The organism is Micromonospora sp. SYSU B005, from assembly GCF_055362685.1.
Genome location: NZ_JAXCFU010000002.1, coordinates 227015 through 241916, shown reverse-complemented (window position 1 = coordinate 241916; position 14902 = coordinate 227015). Strand labels below are relative to the sequence as shown.

General features: G+C 73.6%; 15 protein-coding genes. 8 read left to right on the top strand and 7 right to left on the bottom strand.

Going from position 1 to position 14902, the window contains the following annotated elements; genetic code table 11:
• Positions 1-103 precede the first annotated feature (103 nt).
• Complete coding sequence (locus SM452_RS06320) at positions 104-343, bottom strand: winged helix-turn-helix domain-containing protein (protein ID WP_463839474.1); 240 nt, start codon at positions 341-343, stop codon at positions 104-106.
• A gap of 311 nt (positions 344-654) precedes the next feature.
• Here SM452_RS06320 and SM452_RS06315 point away from each other — a divergent pair, with 311 nt between their 5' ends.
• Both SM452_RS06315 and SM452_RS06310 read left to right on the top strand, forming a co-directional pair.
• Complete coding sequence (locus tag SM452_RS06315) at positions 655-930, top strand: DivIVA domain-containing protein (protein ID WP_355507952.1); 276 nt, start codon at positions 655-657, stop codon at positions 928-930.
• A gap of 2 nt (positions 931-932) precedes the next feature.
• Positions 933-1238, top strand: a complete 306-nt coding sequence (locus tag SM452_RS06310; protein WP_355507954.1) for a hypothetical protein — start codon at positions 933-935, stop codon at positions 1236-1238.
• On the opposite strand, the gene SM452_RS06305 is transcribed toward SM452_RS06310, so the two are convergent.
• On the bottom strand, positions 1166-1711 hold the full coding sequence (locus SM452_RS06305) for a hypothetical protein (protein WP_355507956.1): 546 nt from the start codon (positions 1709-1711) through the stop codon (positions 1166-1168). The genes SM452_RS06310 and SM452_RS06305 overlap by 73 nt on opposite strands.
• A gap of 344 nt (positions 1712-2055) precedes the next feature.
• On the opposite strand from SM452_RS06305, the gene SM452_RS06300 reads away from it, so the two are divergent.
• Complete coding sequence (locus tag SM452_RS06300; protein ID WP_463839473.1) at positions 2056-2958, top strand: hypothetical protein; 903 nt, start codon at positions 2056-2058, stop codon at positions 2956-2958.
• A gap of 33 nt (positions 2959-2991) precedes the next feature.
• Here the strand turns inward: SM452_RS06300 and SM452_RS06295 are convergent, their stop codons facing one another.
• Both SM452_RS06295 and SM452_RS06290 read right to left on the bottom strand, forming a co-directional pair.
• Positions 2992-3621, bottom strand: a complete 630-nt coding sequence (locus SM452_RS06295; RefSeq protein WP_463839472.1) for a VOC family protein — start codon at positions 3619-3621, stop codon at positions 2992-2994.
• A 78-nt stretch (positions 3622-3699) separates the two neighbouring features.
• The gene (locus tag SM452_RS06290) at positions 3700-4257 is read right to left on the bottom strand and encodes a M23 family metallopeptidase (protein WP_355507962.1); all 558 of its coding nucleotides are present in this window, start codon (positions 4255-4257) and stop codon (positions 3700-3702) included.
• 170 nt (positions 4258-4427) lie between these two features.
• Here SM452_RS06290 and SM452_RS06285 point away from each other — a divergent pair, with 170 nt between their 5' ends.
• Positions 4428-7376 (top strand): AAA domain-containing protein, encoded by a 2949-nt coding sequence (locus SM452_RS06285; RefSeq protein WP_463839471.1) that lies wholly within the window; start codon positions 4428-4430, stop codon positions 7374-7376.
• On the opposite strand, the gene SM452_RS06280 is transcribed toward SM452_RS06285, so the two are convergent.
• Positions 7355-9136 (bottom strand): ABC transporter ATP-binding protein, encoded by a 1782-nt coding sequence (locus tag SM452_RS06280; protein ID WP_463839719.1) that lies wholly within the window; start codon positions 9134-9136, stop codon positions 7355-7357. The two genes, SM452_RS06285 and SM452_RS06280, sit on opposite strands and share 22 nt — an antisense overlap.
• Before the next feature lie 93 nt (positions 9137-9229).
• Between SM452_RS06280 and SM452_RS06275 the strand changes: the two genes are divergently transcribed.
• The 4 genes from SM452_RS06275 (at position 9230) to SM452_RS06260 (ending at position 12765) form a co-directional block, all read left to right on the top strand.
• Positions 9230-9646 (top strand): MarR family winged helix-turn-helix transcriptional regulator, encoded by a 417-nt coding sequence (locus SM452_RS06275; RefSeq protein ID WP_463839470.1) that lies wholly within the window; start codon positions 9230-9232, stop codon positions 9644-9646.
• A gap of 72 nt (positions 9647-9718) precedes the next feature.
• Complete coding sequence (locus SM452_RS06270; RefSeq protein WP_355507970.1) at positions 9719-10087, top strand: SCP2 sterol-binding domain-containing protein; 369 nt, start codon at positions 9719-9721, stop codon at positions 10085-10087.
• Positions 10080-12167 carry an amylo-alpha-1,6-glucosidase gene (locus SM452_RS06265; RefSeq protein WP_463839469.1) on the top strand — a complete coding sequence of 696 codons (2088 nt, stop codon included), beginning with the start codon at positions 10080-10082 and terminating at the stop codon, positions 12165-12167. Before SM452_RS06270 ends, SM452_RS06265 begins: the two co-directional genes overlap by 8 nt.
• A gap of 10 nt (positions 12168-12177) precedes the next feature.
• A complete protein-coding gene (locus SM452_RS06260; protein WP_463839468.1) occupies positions 12178-12765 on the top strand; it encodes a cysteine hydrolase family protein in 588 nt (195 codons plus the stop codon).
• Positions 12766-12876: 111 nt separating this feature from the next.
• Here the strand turns inward: SM452_RS06260 and SM452_RS06255 are convergent, their stop codons facing one another.
• Together SM452_RS06255 and SM452_RS06250 are read right to left on the bottom strand one after the other, a co-directional pair.
• Positions 12877-13503: a TetR/AcrR family transcriptional regulator gene (locus tag SM452_RS06255; RefSeq protein WP_262011815.1), complete on the bottom strand. Its 627-nt coding sequence runs from the start codon at positions 13501-13503 to the stop codon at positions 12877-12879.
• A 91-nt stretch (positions 13504-13594) separates the two neighbouring features.
• On the bottom strand, positions 13595-14866 hold the full coding sequence (locus tag SM452_RS06250) for an ABC transporter substrate-binding protein (RefSeq protein ID WP_463839467.1): 1272 nt from the start codon (positions 14864-14866) through the stop codon (positions 13595-13597).
• Between the last annotated feature and the right edge of the window lie 36 nt (positions 14867-14902).

Sequence of the window (14902 nt, the reverse complement as noted above, 5' to 3'; positions counted from 1 at the left end):
CGGCCCACAGGCGACAACCGTCTTCGGTACGCACGTCAGCAGTCATCGCCGACAGTATGGCGAGTCGCGCGCCGACCGAGGGGACATGCTGGGCTGGCGCCGGTTACGGCTCTCTCATCCACGTCTTCGGGTCGGTCACGAAGATGCCCTTGCCCTGGTGACGCCGGATCACCCGCAACGCTTCGAGACGCGCATACGCCATCTGCACGGTCCCATGACTCACGTCGTAGCGATCGCGCAGCTCAGCGATCGAGGGCAGCTTGTCCCCCGGCTTCAGCTTCTTTCCCCTGACGTCGGCGATCACATCGTCGGCGATGCGCCAGTAATCCGGCACTTCTCGCATGGCACTCCTCGCGTGGCGATCCGATTCGATCACACCGCGACTCGCCTAACAAGCAGCGTTGACTCATCTGACATGTCTAGATAAGTTGACTCCGGGCCGCTCCTCGCGTGGCAACGAGTTCGGCTCATCCTCCGGTCGGGGCGGGTGTGCGTACCCGTCCCGACCCTCCGGACTGCTCCGCCTCCGTACCGCCGATCCGGGCTGCGGGGGCGGAGCGGGCGGGCCGCCCGCGGCCGGCGTGCGGGCGGCCCGCCCTTCCAGACCCACCGCACCGACCCGCCGCGTCTCCGCCTGCCCCGGAAAGGACCGACGTGACGCAGTATCGATCCGGCCGGATCTACCTGACCGGCCTACCGGCCCGGATGACCCCGCACGAGGTACGCACCCACGCCTTCGATCCCCGTCGGCGGGGTGTCGACCCCGATCAGGTACGCGAGTTCCAGGCCCGGGTCGCCGACGAGCTGACCGAGCTGCACCGGCAGGTACGCCTGCTCGCGCAGGAGAACGACAGGCTGAAGCGCGCCCTGCGGGACTGGCAGACAATGCACGCCCGGGAGTGCCGCCCGCCGAACGACGGCCACTGGTAGCGGTGCGCCCGCAAACCGGTGACCTGCTGCGGGTCGACGGTCGCGCGTCGGTGCAGTTCGGCGGCGACCGGGCGCTCACATTCCGGGTCTTGTCGATCGGCGCCGAGGTGACGCACATGGGCTGGATCTGGCTGACCGGCTACGTGCTCAACCGCCGGGGCACCGCGACCGCGAAGCGGGACATCTTCGTACAGCTCGCGGGGCTGCGCCGAGCCGGCGAGCCGATGCCGCACAGTCAGTCCTGGGTGCCGGCGAACAGCATCCAGGCGTCGATCTCGGTCGGGGCGAGGGGCCGCGCCGGCAGGTAGGACGCCAGATCACGGAAGTCCGCCACGGCGTTGTGCACGCACACCGCGAGCGAGAAGTGCAGCAGTTCCCGCACCGCCTGCGCGTCGGGCGCCGTGACGTCGTCGAGCAGCGGGCTGCGCACGTCGAGCGCGAACACCACGTGGCAGGCGCTCTGGTCGGCCTTCACGACGCAGTAGTAGCGCCCGGCCTCGGCCAGCCGGTTTCTGATGTTCGCCCAGGCCATCGCCCCGGAGATGTCCGGCACGTCGGCACCGGCCGCGCAGGCCATCCGGAACACCCAGCGGGTCGGATCGTCCGGCGACACCGCGCCGTAGACCAGCACCAGGCCGCCACGGTGGAACACGGCGAAGCCCTGCACGTCGGGGGTGAGGTGCAGGAAGTCCGGGGTCCAGACCCGGTCGTACTGCCGCTCGGCCAGGGACCGCAGGTATGTCACGGCCTGGCCGGCGGCCTGACGAGCGTCTACGCCCATGCGTTCTGGTCCTCCCCCGAAGGATCGCGGAGCCTCACGCTACGAAGCGCTTCGATCACGGATCAAGGTGCGCCGATCGACTCTGGATGGTCGGTCCCGTGAGCGGGACCGAAACCGCTCCGAGTCCCACGGATAGGACTACGGGACGGCTCGTCCGATCGGTCAGCGCCCGCCTCTCGGGCCGGGCGGAAGCGCCGTGCGCGCGGCTGCGCGCGTACACCGGTCGGGGTTGTTAGCGTGGATCGCGGACCGCCACGGCGGTCCGGCCACCCCTCGCCCGACGGCCCGCGCGTCCCGGTGACGCCGCGGGACGCGGTGCTGCGATCCGGCATGGAGGGGGTGCGATGACCGCGGTGCCGGAGGGGCCCGAGCGGGGCGGCGGCCGGCCGAAGCCCGGCGCGCCGGTGGACAGCCGCCGGCGGCGGTGGGCCGGACGGGCGCGGGCGCTGGGCGAGGCGGCGCGCGTGCGGACCCGGCGTTTCTGGGACGGCGCGCAGCCGACGCTGCGGCAGCTCTGGTGGACCGAGGAGCCGGTGACGGCGGTGACCACAGTCGACCGGCGCGTCCCGGAGCCGCTCGCGGTGCCGGCGCAGGGCCAGGTGTACGTGTTCCTGGTGCGCGCCACCTACACCTGGTCGTCGGAGACGGCCCGGCCGGAGTTGTTCGGCTGGTACGTGGACTACTTCCAGCAGCAGGCCACGCAACGCCTGAACCGGCTGGCCGTGCGGTGCGCGGCGGAGGTGCCGCCGCACCGTCCGCGCGACCTGCACGCCGCGTTGACCGCCGCGCTCGCCGACGAGGACCCGCCGCCCTGGACGTACGCGCGCGGCGAGGTGACGTTCGCCTGCGAGCCGGACGTCACTGTCCACCTGGACGAGCGGGTGCGCAAGCTGCTCCAGCCGTACTGGGAGCAGCGCATCGCGCTGGAGTGCGAGCGTGACCTGGCCCGGCGTCGCGCCGAGTACGCCGAGGAACGCGACCGGCGTGAACGACCGACGACGGCGCGGGCCGGGAAGGACGGCGAGCCGGCCACCACGGCGGCGCCTGCCGACGGGAGCGGACCGGCGGGAGCGGTACGGGACGCGCGAGGGATGCCCGGCGAGGCGGGGCGGGCGCGGCGTGGATCGCGGCTGGACGGACCGGTGGAGGCGTTCACCCCGTTGGAGCCGCTGCTCCCCCCGCCCGTGCCGCGCACGGCTCCGGGACAGCGGCCCCGCCCGGGCGAGCCGGAGCCGCCCCAGGTCTGAGCCGGGACGGGCCCCTCGTCTGAGCCGGGGCGGTCAGCCCGGTACGGCGGCGGTGTCGGGGCGGGCCTGGCGGGCGGCCAGGTACGCGGCCAGCCCGGTGCCGTCCTCGGTGGCCAGGAACGCGCCGCGCGCGTTGACCAGCGTCTCGTCGGCGTGGGTGAGGCAGCCCCAGACCGTGTCACCCCACGAGTCGGCGAGCTTGACCTCGGCCGGCTCGGTGCAGGGCTCGCCTCGTGGTCCGCCGATCTGGCAGTGCCCGGGCGCGCCGTCGCGGCGGGCAACTACCTGGGCCGCTCGGCGGACCGGCGCGGGCCGCCCGTCCGGTTCGGCCTGCGGTGCGGGCACTTCGGGCGCGCGGGTGAACAGGATCGTGTTGCCGTCGGGGTCGGCGGTGCGGCACTCGCCGCCGGGGGTGTGCTCGACCGGGTGCCCGGCGGCGGCGAGGCGTTCGGCGATCGCGGCGACGTCGTCGACGTGGAGGTGGAGCGTGGCCGGGACCGGGGTCCCCTCGACGAGCAGCAGTGTCAGGTCGCCGCAGTGCAGGCGCGTCCGGCCGTCCTCGCCGGGCTGCCCGGTGTAGCCGAACAGCGCGTAGAACCGGCCGGCCGCGTCGGCGTCGCCGACGGACAGCACCGGCACCTGAGCCTGCACCCCACCGCGCACCGCGCCACTCTACCCATCGGTGCTCTCTAAATCACGTCTCGCAGATCGGGTTTCTGCCTCGGCGACCCGCCCCCCGGATCAGCAGCCGTTGGTGCTCTTCTGGTTGCGCTTCAGCCCGTCGGACCAGGTCACGCCCTGGACGACGGCCACCACCACGCTGCCGTCGTGGATCTGCTCGTAGTGCAGGTGCGGGCTGAGGTCGTACTTCGCCGAGGTCGCGCCGACCCGGCCGATGACGTCGCCGCGCTTCACGGTGTCGCCCTTGGACACGGCGCGCGAGTTGAGGTGGGCGTACCGGGTACGCCAGCCGTCGCCGTGCCCGATGACGATGGTGTTCCCGTAGCCGGAGGTGGTGGAGTAGTACGACTCCAGCACGGTGCCGGCGGCGCTGGCGACAGTCCGGCGGTTGAGGTCGTCCGGGCTGCCGTTGGCGTCGTAGTGGTTCCAGTCGATGGCGTGGGCCGGGCTGTGCCCATTCCAGTTGTTGCCCTGCCAGGTCTGGCCGCACAGGAACGGCATCCGGAAGCCCGGCCGGGCGGCCTGCGCGGGCTGCACACCGAGCATAGCGCCCGCGACGACGGCGACAGTGAGCATCGCGGGCACGCGCATCCGGGCGGCGGTGAACGTCAGGGACATCGCCCCTCCTCTTCATCGACAACGATGTAGATCGATGCTAGGGCCGCCGCCCGGTCGGGTAAATAGCTACACACACGATTGTCGGGGCAAAGGTTTTCTACATCTCTTCACCCGCCGGCACGGGGCCGGCGGTGGCCGGGCCGGGCGCGCATACGGCAGAATCGCGGGCCATGGAGGCGGCCAGGATCCTCACCGCGCTCGCCGACCTGGCACCGGCCGGCGCCGAGCGGATCTTCGACGTCTCCGGCGCTGGTCGTCCGCTGATCTGGCTGGCCGAGCCCGACCGCGCGCCGCGCGACGCCACGCTGGACCGCCTGGCGGCGCTGGACGCGCTGCACCGTGACCAGCGGATCCTGCGCCGGGGCCTGGCCTTCGTCGTCGGCGCGGCCGACCTCGACGGTGGCCGCCGCCGGGTCCGCGTGCCGTTGCTGGCCCAGCCGGTACGCCTGGAGCGCACCAGCCGCAGCTACCGGATCGTGCCCGCCGGAGACCTGGAACTGACCTCGCTCGTCGAGGACCGGGATCTCGCCGGCCGGCTGGAGGCCGCCCCAGGGCTGGCCGGGCCGGGCTGGCTCGGCGCGCCCGGCACCAAGGCGTGGATCACCGCCGCCGCCGAAGCGGCCGGCCTGAAACCGGCGACGGTTCAGGCGCGGCCGCCCCGCCGCATCGACGACGACGGACTGGTCGGCGTCGCCGCCGCGGCGCTGTTCACCACCCGCGACGTGCTGGCCGGCCGGCTACGCGACACACTGCTCGCCTGGGCGGCCCGGCCCGGGCTGGCCGACACGGCGCTGAGCCGGCTCTACACCGGCCGGGGCGACTCCACGCCGAGCGGCACCAACGCCCAGGGCGACGACACCAGGCGGGGCGGCGAGAGCGGCCGGCGCGCCGGCCGGGGCCGGCGGGACACCAGCGGCGGGAGCGACGACACCGAGGCCGAGGTGCTGTCGCCCCTGCCGATGAACGCGGCCCAGCGTGAACTGGTGCGGCGGACCCGTACCGAGCCGGTCGTGGTCGTGTCGGGCGCGCCGGGCAACGGCAAGAGCCACGCGCTGGTCGCCGCCGCGCTGGACGCCGTGGACCGGGGCGGGTCGGTGCTCGTGGCCACCCAGTCGGTGCACGCCGCCGACGTGCTCGGTGACCTGCTGCGCCGGCACAGCGGCCCGGCGCCGGTGCTGTTCGGCGACGCCGAGCGCCGCGAGACGATCGCCGCCGACCTGGCCGGCGGTGCGGCCGACGGAACTGACGACGCCACGCTGCGCGACGCCGACGCCGCCGTGGCGGCCGCCCGCGACCGGGTGGCGGCCCTGTCGGAGGGGATCGTCGCCGCCCTCGACGAGGAGCGCCGCGCCGCCACGCTGCCCGACTGGCAGCCGTTGCTGCCCGCGCTGAGCCGGGACGTACCCCGCCTGTTCGACCCGGACGCCGACCTGGACGCGGCCCGGTCCGCGCTGACGGCGGCCACGACGTCCGGTGACGGCTGGTGGCGGCGCTGGCAGCGGGCCCGCGCCGGCAGGCGGCTGCGCCGGCTCAGCGGCGACGACGTACCCGTGGAGCGGCTGCGGACCGCGTTGGACGCGGCGGGCGCGGTACGGGCGGCGGCGCGGCTGGCCGCCACCGGCGGGACTGATCTGGCCGCCGCCTGGCGCGCCCTGACGACGGCGGAAGCCGCGCTCGCGGAGGCCGTCGGAACGGCGATGCGCCACCGGGCGACGAGCGCGCATCGGTGGAGCGACGCGGCGCGGCGCGCCACCGGTGGCCTGGCCGCCGCGCTGCGGGCCGGGCGGAACCGCCGCCGCGAGCTGCTGGCCGGTCTGGACGCCCAGGCGCTGGTACGGGCGCTGCCGCTCTGGGTCGGCACGGTCACCGACGTCGAGGACCTGCTGCCCCCGGTGCCCGGGATGTTCGACCTGGTGGTGCTCGACGAGGCAGCGCACATCGACCAGTTACGGGCGGCGCCGGCGCTGGCCCGGGCGCGGCGTGCGCTGGTGGCCGGCGATCCCCGCCAGTTGCGGTTCGTGTCGTTCGTGGCCGACGTGGACGTGGTCGCCACCCTGCGCCGGCACGGTCTGGACCGGTTCGGCGACCGGCTCGACGTCCGCCGCTCCAGCGCCTTCGACGTGGCGGCCGGCGCCGCCCCGGTCACCTGGCTGGGTGAGCACCACCGGTCCGTGCCGCACCTGATCGGGTTCTCCGCGCGCCGGTTCTACGGCGATCGGCTGGAACTGGTCACCCGGCATCCGCGCAACGAGCGCGCCGACGTCATCGACGTGGTGACCGTGGACGGGGCGAGCGTGGTCGACGGCGTCAACCAGGCCGAGGTCATTGCCGTCCTCGACCTCGTACGGCGGTTCGCCGACGCTCCCCCGGCGGGCGGGATCGCCGTGGTGAGCCCGTTCCGCGCGCAGGCGGACGCGGTGGAGGCGGCGTTGCTGGCCGCGTACGACGTCGACGAGATCGAGCGTCTCGGGCTGCGGTCGGGCACCGTGCACGGGTTGCAGGGCAGCGAGGCGGACGTGGTGATCGCGTCGCTCGGGCTGGTGGACGACGATCCGCCGTCGCGACACCGGTTCGCCGCCGGGCCGAACCTGTTCAACGTGCTGGTCACCCGGGCTCGGAGGCGGCTGACGGTGGTCACCTCGCTGCGTTCACCGGAGGGCCTGGTGGGTGACTTCCTGGCCTACGCGGGCCGGCCGCCTGTCGCGCCGGAGGCGGAGCCGGCCACGGGCTGGACCGCCGAGCTGGCGGAGGAGCTGCGCCGGCTCGGGCTGCCGGTGCGGCCGGGCTATCCGGTGGGCCGGTGGCGCGTCGACCTCTGCGTGGGCACGGACTCCGACGCGGTCGGGGTGGTCTGCGCGGTGAACCCGGACGGGGTTGCGGCGCATTTGGAGCGGCAGCGCACGTTGATCCGGGCCGGGTGGCGGCTGCACGAGGCGTTCGCCAGCCGCTGGTCGGACGACCCGATCCGGGCCGCCCTGGACCTGGCCTCCCGCATCGGCGCGGGCGGACCGGGCATCGGCGGACCAGGCAGCGGCAGCGCATCCGACACCGACGGCGGGTCCGGCGGCAAAGGCGGCGGCGCCGCACGGGCCGGCACTCAGCCGACCAGGGCGGCGTAACGACCGCGCCGGTCCAGCAGCGCGTCGTGGGTACCCGATTCGACGATCCGGCCGTGATCGAGCACGGCGATGCGGTCGGCGTCGCGGACGGTGGAGAGCCGGTGCGCGATGGTCACCACCGTCCGGCCCCGGGCCAGTTCGTCCAGCGCCCGCTGGACCGCGCGCTCGGTCTCGGTGTCCAGCGCGCTCGTCGCCTCGTCGAGCACCAGGATCCGCGGGTCGCGCAGCAGGGTCCGGGCGATCGCCAGGCGCTGCTGCTCGCCGCCGGAGAACCGGTGGCCGCGTGAGCCGACCATGGTGTCGTACCCGTCGGGCAGTGCGGCGATGAGGTCGTGGATGCGGGCGGCGCGGGCGGCGGCCTCGATGTCGGCGTCGGTGGCGTCCGGGCGGGCGTACCGGAGGTTGTCCCGCACGGTGCCGTGCAGCAGGTACGTCTCCTGGCTGACCACCCCGACGACGGCGGCCAGGTCGGCCGGGCGCAGGTCGCGCAGGTCGATCCCGTCGATGGTGATGCGGCCGGCGTCCGGGTCGTGCAGCCGGCTGATCAGCGCGGCGAGCGTGCTCTTGCCGGAGCCGGTCTCCCCCACCAGGGCGAGGCTGGTGCCGGCCGGGACGTCCAGGCTGACGCCCGCGAGGGCGGCGGTGTCGCTGCCCGGGTAGCTGAAGGTGACGTCCTCGACGCGCAGGTGGCCGCGGGCGGTGGCCGGGTCCAGCGGGACCGGGCGGGCCGGCTCGGCGACCTCGACGGGCAGGTCGAGGTATTCGAAGATGCGGGCGAACAGGGCGAGGGACGCGGTGAGCGTGACGCCGACGTTGAGCAGGCCCATCAGCGGCCGGAACAGATTGCCCTGGAGCGCGGTGAACGCGACGAGCGTGCCGATGGTGAGCGTGCCTGCGGTGCCGGGCAGCCCTGCGCCGAGGTAGATCACCGCGGGGATGGCGGCGAAGACGATGCTCATGGCGGCCATCCGCCAGCGTCCGGCCAGCTCGGAGCGCAGTTCCAGGTCGACCAGGCGGGCCGAGGAGGCGGTGAACCGGTCGACCAGGGCCGGGCCGGTGCCGAGGGTCTTGGCCAGCCGGACGCCGCTGACCGACAGCCCCTCCTCGATGGTCACGGTGAGGTCGGCCAGTTCGCGCTGGCGCTGGGCGGTGATCTCCCGGCGCAGCCGGGCGACCCGGCGGGTGAGCCAGAGCGCGGGCGGCAGCACGACGGCCGAGACGAGCGTGAGCCGCCAGCTCAGCGCCAGCATGGCGATGGTGGTGGCGACCACAGTGGTGAGGTTGGCGGCGATCGAGGTGGCGGTGGAGGTGACGACCGCCTGCATGCCGCCGATGTCGTTGGTGATGCGCGACTGCACCTCGCCGGTGCGGGTGCGCACGAAGAAGCCGATCGACTGCCGCTGGAGGTGGGCGAAGACGTCGGCGCGCAGCCGGTGCATGACCTGCTGACCGACGCGGGTGGAGATCCAGGTCTGGGCGACGCCGAGCACGGCGGTGACAGCGGCGACCGCGACCATGCCCGCGACCAGCCAGGCCAGCAGCGTCAGGTCACGCTCGGGCAGGGCCCGGTCGATCACGGCACGCAGCAGGAACGGCGTGGCCATCGCGATGATCGAGGACGCCACGATGATCGCCACCACGGTGGCGAGCGGGCCGCGGTGTGCGGTGAACAGGCCGCCGATGCGGCGCAGGGACACGTCGCGGGCCTGGGCCTTCTCGGCGGGGGAAACGGTGCGGCCGTCACGACGGCCGTCGGGGATGCGATCCAAGAGTGCTCCTCATGCCGGGGGAAAACAGTGCTGGGGTTACCTCAACATGAGGGAACAACAAGAAAGGCTGTTACCGTATTCCCCGTGAACGGCAGCGACGAGAGCCTGGCCGAGACGTTCTGGGCGGTGACCCGCCGGCTGCGGCACCAGACCAAGCGCGCGCTTGCGCCGTGGGAGATCAGCCCCGGGCAGGCGCGGGCGCTCGGCGTGCTGATGCGCCACGGCGCGTTGCGGCCCGGCGCGCTCGCCGAACACCTGCGCATCGCGCCGCGCTCGGCCACCGAGGTGGTCGACGGGTTGCAGGAGCGGGGTCTGGTCGAGCGACGGCCCGACCCGGGCGACAGGCGGGCCACGCTGGTCGCCCCCACCGCCGAGGGCGAGCGGGTCGGCACGGCGATCCGGCAGGCCCGGGCCACCGAGGCGGAACGGTTCTTCGGCGCGCTCTCGCCGGAGGACCGGGCCGATCTGGCCCGCATCCTGCTCCGCCTGCGCGAGGACTAGCCCCGATTTCACCCGCTCCGGGTGAGGCGACAGGCCCCGTGGCGGGGAATAGCGCCACCGGGAGGAGGGCCGATGGCGGACGCCACCGAAGAGTTCTTCCGGGGCCTGGGGCAGCGCGGGCAACGTGGGCTGACAGCGCTCCACGAGGGCACCGTCCGGTTCGACATCGCCGGCGACGGGTCGGTCGACCACTGGCTGGTCTCCATCGCCCGGGGCGAGGTCACCGCAGCACGGCAGGCCACCGGCGGGGACGCGGTCGTCCGGGCGGACCGGGCCGTCTTCGACCGGATCGCGCGAGGTGAGGCGTACTTCCTGACCACGGTCCTGCGCGGTGAGGCCGAGGTGGAGGGCAGCCCGCGGCTGTTCGCGACAGTACGCCGGCTGTTCCCCTCCCCGCCCGGATCGCGCCCGGAACGACACCGGGGAGACGACGATGGTTGACGACCATGTCGGCATCTTCGACGGGACGATCTTCCTGGTCTGCGACCGGGCGGGCGACATCGTCCCGTCGGCCGACGCCACCCACGGCCTGTTCGCCCACGACACGCGTCTGCTGTCCCGGTGGCAGATGACCATCGACGGCGAGCGGCTCAGCACGCTGTCCATCGACGACATCCAGTACTTCGAGAACCGGTTCTACCTCGTCCCGGGCAGTCAGGACGTCTACGTCAACAGCACACTCGAGGTGCGCCGCACCCACACGCTGAACAGCGGGCTCCAGGAGGAGCTGCTCCTGGTCAACAACGACCGGCGGCCCGTCGACCTGACCGTGCGGATCGAGGCGGACGCGGACTTCGCGGACCTCTTCGCGGTCAAGGAGGGCACGACGGACCGCGAGGGGCGGCACTACCGGCGGATCGACGGCCCGCGGCTCGTCCTGGGCTACCAGCGCGAACGGTTCCGCCGCGAGACGATCGTGTCCGCGACGGCTCCGGCGGAGGTGGACGAGAACGGCCTGACGCTGCGCGTGCACATCGAGCCGCACGGCCGGTGGCAGACCCGGCTGACCGCCGAGCCGGACCTCCCCCTGCCCCGCGGGCTGGAGCGGCTCAGCCTGCCCGGGCGGGTCGCGGGCCGCGCCCGGGACAAGCCCGCCGAGCTGCGGGAGTGGCTGGACCGGGCGCCGCGCCTGGAGACCAGCTGGGGACCGTTGCAGAACACCTACCGGCAGAGCCTGATCGACCTGGCCGCACTGCGGTTCAGCCCGTTCCTCGCCGGAGCCGGGTGCGTCCTGGCCGCCGGGCTGCCGTGGTTCATGTGCCTGTTCGGCCGCGACAGCATCCTCACCAGCCTCCAGGCGCTGCCGTTCGCACCCGAACTCGCCGCCACCACGCTCACCGTGCTCGCCTTCCGGCAGGGCAGCCGGATCGACGACTTCCGGGAGGAGGAGCCGGGCCGGATCCTGCACGAGATGCGCTACGGCGAGCTGACCGTCTTCGACGAGACACCGCACAGCCCCTACTTCGGCAGCGCGGACGCCACTCCCCTGTTCCTCGTGCTGCTCGACGAGTACGAGCGGTGGACCGGCGACGCCGCCCTCGTCCGTGCGGTGGAGCAGGAGGCGCGGGCGGCCGTCGACTGGATCGACCACTACGCCGACCGGGCCGGCAACGGCTACGTCTCCTACGAGCGGCGCAACCCGGTGAACGGCCTGGAGAACCAGTGCTGGAAGGACTCCTGGGACGGCATCTCCTACCGCGACGGCCGGCTGCCGGGCTTCCCGCGCGCCACCTGCGAACTCCAGGGGTACGCGTACGACGCGAAGGTGCGCACCGCCCGGCTGGCCCGCGAGATCTGGCACGACCCCGCGTACGCGGACCGGCTGGAGCGGGACGCCGCCGACCTCAAACGCCGATTCAACCACGACTTCTGGATCGACGACGGCGAGTACATGGCGCTGGCGCTGGACGGCGACGGCAGCAAGGTGGACGCTCTGTCCTCGAACATCGGCCACCTGCTGTGGAGCGGCATCGTCGAGGAGCCGAAGGCCGAGGCCCTGGTGCGGCACCTGATGTCACCGGCGATGTTCAGCGGCTGGGGTGTCCGCACGCTGGCCGAGGGCGAGGCCCGCTACAACCCGGTGGGCTACCACGTCGGGACCATCTGGCCGTTCGACAACTCGTTCATCGCGTGGGGTCTGCGTCGCTACGGGTACGCCGACGAGGCGGCCCGCATCGCGGCCGGCATCCTGGACGCGGCGGCGTTCTACGACGGCCGGCTGCCGGAGGCGTTCGCCGGGCACGCCCGGTCCGAGACCCGCTACCCGATCCGGTATCCGACCGCGTGCAGCCCGCAGGCCTGGTCGGCCGGGGCCCCGCTGCTGCTCCTGCGGACGATGCTCGGCCTGCGGCCGGTCGGCGACGATCTCGTGGCCCGGCCCGCCCTGCCTGCTAGCCTCGACTACGTGGCGTTGCTCGACGTCCCCGGCCGCTGGGGGCGCCGGGACGCCTTCGGCAGGAGCACCGCCGCCGGCGGCCTGAGCCGCTACGAGCTGGCGCCGCAGCAGCTCTCCGCACCCTGACGGGACCGACATGCAGCGCATCGACTGGGCACACACCGCGATCGTGGGCGTCCACTGGCAACACGAGGTGGTCAGCCCGGACGGCGTCTTCGGCCCGTTCTTCGCCGGCCAGGTGGCCCGGCACGGCGTGGCGGCGAACGCGGCCCGGGTCGCCGGGGCCGGGCGGGCCGCGGGCGGCCTCGTGGCCTTCACCCGCGTCGCCTACCGGCCCGGTTATCCGGACCTGATCGCCAACACCCCGAGCTTCGCGATGATCGCCGAGCGCGGGGCGTTCCTGGAGGGCGACCCGAAGACCCGGATCGTCGACGAGGTCGCGCGGCAGCCGGACGACGTGGTCGTCACCTCCACCCGGCTCGGCGGGTTCACCGGCACCGACCTGGACCTGATCCTGCGTGGCCGGGGCGTGCGGACCGTGGTGTTCACCGGCGTCGCGACGAACCTGGCCGTCGCCGCCACCGCCTATCAGGCGGTCGACAACGGATATCGCATCGTCACCGTCTCCGACGCGTGCACGGCGGCCACCGACGAGCTGCACGACGCCTACCTGAGCACGCTGGGCCAGCTCGGCGAGATCGCCACCACCGGCGAGATCGCCTGACCGGCCGGCGGGAGCACTCAGCACAGGCCGCCGGGAGCACTCAGCACAGGCCGCCGGGAGCACTCAGCACGGGCCGGCGGGAGCAGTCAGCGCGAGGCCGGCGGGGGCCGCTCAGCGCAGGCCGGCGGCGATCGCGTCGACCAGCAGCGCGCCCAGCGTACGGGCCATCACGGCGCGGGCGGCCTCGACGTCGAGCCCCATCGAGTCGCGCATCATCGACCACGCCGACCAGGTGCCGGCCACCGTCAGCGCGTCCAGCAGCTGCGCGCGGCCCGGCCCGGCCTGCGCCAGTTCCGGGGCGAACACCGCCTCGATCTCGTGCCGGACCCGGGCGACCGCCGCCTCCCGGTTGCGCCGCAACTGCGGGGAGAACGGCTCCCGCAGCGCCGACGCGCGGGCCGAGGGCGCCAGCACCTCCAGCAGCCGGGCGCGCTGGTCGCAGAACGCGGCGATCCGGGCGGTCAGCGGCAGCTCCGGCGGCACCGGCCGCCAGAGCGCGGCCTGCCGCTCGCCGACCCGCCGCCCGGTCGCGGCGAACAGCGTCTCCATGTCCTTGAAGTTGGTCCAGAGCGTGCGCAGCGACACCCCGGCCCGCTCGGCGATCCGTTCCCCGGTGGGCCGCAGGTCACCGGAGTCGATCAGGGCCAGGTGCGCCTCCACGATCGCGGCCCGGGTCCGCTCGGCCCGCGCCGCCCGGCCGTCCACCCGCTCCGGCGGGTCGGCCTCCACCTCGATCATGGGTACGGAATCTCCTGTTGCTCGTCTGCCGGCGGCCACTCTACGTGCGTCCCGCCGGGCGGCCGGCACCCGGCCGCCCGGCGGGGACGCCTCATGCGGTCGGCACCGCGTCCGCGGGCGGGGTCGTCGGCGGGTCGGTGAACTCGGTGACCGCGCCGTCGCCGTCATCCGTGGTGTACGCGGGACCGAAGTACTCCTGCACGCCGTTGCTCACCTTGGTGAGCCGCACACCGCCGTAGCCGGCGTGCACGCCGTCGGCGTACCGGAACGGGACCAGGCCGGGCCCGCGGAATCCGCCCTTGCGCACGGCCTCGACCAGCTTCTCCCGGGTGGGGTCGGGCCCGGCGGCGAGCATCGCCTGCACGAACGTGTACGCCATCGAGTAGCCGTAGATCGCGTTGCCGTCGACCGGGTTGCCCGCGTTGTACTTCTGGTGGATCTTGGTGAACTCCTGGATCCACGGGTTCGCGGTGTCGGCCACGTTCGGCAGGTAGTTGTCGGCGACCATGCCCTCGAGGATCACCTTCTTGTCGCCGAGCTGGGCGGACAGCGTGGTGTAGTCGGCGCCCACGTTGGAGACCACCCACTGCGCCTTGAAGCCCTGCCCGGCGGCCTGGCCCATGGCGAGCGCGGTGAAGCCGGGGATGGTGGCCGAGATGACCACCTGGCAGCCGGCCGCGCGCAGCGCCCCGATCGCCGGGCCGACCTGCTGGTTGGTGGTGGTGTACGTCTGCTTCGCCGCGACCGGGCCGAGGATCTGCTCGACGCCGGCCAGCGAGTCCCGGCCGAAGTCGTCGTTCTGCCCGAAGTGGCAGACCTTCGCCCCGGGGAACTCCTTCTTGACGTAGCTCGCCAGGATCTTGCCCTCGACCGTGTAGTCGGGCTGCCAGCCGAACGTGGTCGGGTACTTGTCCGGCTGGTTCCAGTTGCGGCTGCCGGAGGCGACGAAGAGGTCCGGCACCTTCTGCGTCTTGACGAACTCCAGCACGTTCGTGTGCGTGGGCGTGCCGAGGCCGCCGAGCAGCGCGAAGACCTTGTCGTCGAGCACCAGCTTGCGGACCACGTTCTCGGTGTTGGCGGGGTTGTAGCCGTCGTCCATGACCTTGTAGACGATCTTGCGGCCGTGCACGCCGCCCTTGCTGTTGACGTGCTCGAAGTACGCCTTCGTGGCGGCGGAGATCTTCGAGTAGCCGGGCGCGGCCGGTCCGGTGAGCGGTTGGTGGGTGCCGATGACGACCTCGGAGTCGCTGACGCCGGGGACGTTCTCGGCGGCCTGCTTCTCGTCGTCGGCGCAGGCCGGCAGCGCGGCCAGCATGGCCAGGCCGGCGGCGGCCGCGAGAACGCGGCGGGTGGTGGGGCGCATGGTTCTCCAATCCGGTGCGACGGTGCGAACGGTGTG

Excerpts from the sequence above, each read along its gene's own strand:
- SM452_RS06320 (WP_463839474.1), bottom strand. The coding sequence starts at position 343 with ATGCGAGAAGTGCCGGATTACTGGCGCATCGCCGACGATGTGATCGCC.
- SM452_RS06305 (WP_355507956.1), bottom strand. The coding sequence starts at position 1,711 with ATGGGCGTAGACGCTCGTCAGGCCGCCGGCCAGGCCGTGACATACCTG.
- SM452_RS06300 (WP_463839473.1), top strand. The coding sequence starts at position 2,056 with ATGACCGCGGTGCCGGAGGGGCCCGAGCGGGGCGGCGGCCGGCCGAAG.
- SM452_RS06290 (WP_355507962.1), bottom strand. The coding sequence starts at position 4,257 with ATGTCCCTGACGTTCACCGCCGCCCGGATGCGCGTGCCCGCGATGCTC.
- SM452_RS06285 (WP_463839471.1), top strand. The coding sequence starts at position 4,428 with ATGGAGGCGGCCAGGATCCTCACCGCGCTCGCCGACCTGGCACCGGCC.
- SM452_RS06270 (WP_355507970.1), top strand. The coding sequence starts at position 9,719 with ATGGCGGACGCCACCGAAGAGTTCTTCCGGGGCCTGGGGCAGCGCGGG.
- SM452_RS06265 (WP_463839469.1), top strand. The coding sequence starts at position 10,080 with ATGGTTGACGACCATGTCGGCATCTTCGACGGGACGATCTTCCTGGTC.
- SM452_RS06260 (WP_463839468.1), top strand. The coding sequence starts at position 12,178 with ATGCAGCGCATCGACTGGGCACACACCGCGATCGTGGGCGTCCACTGG.
- SM452_RS06255 (WP_262011815.1), bottom strand. The coding sequence starts at position 13,503 with ATGATCGAGGTGGAGGCCGACCCGCCGGAGCGGGTGGACGGCCGGGCG.
- SM452_RS06250 (WP_463839467.1), bottom strand. The coding sequence starts at position 14,866 with ATGCGCCCCACCACCCGCCGCGTTCTCGCGGCCGCCGCCGGCCTGGCC.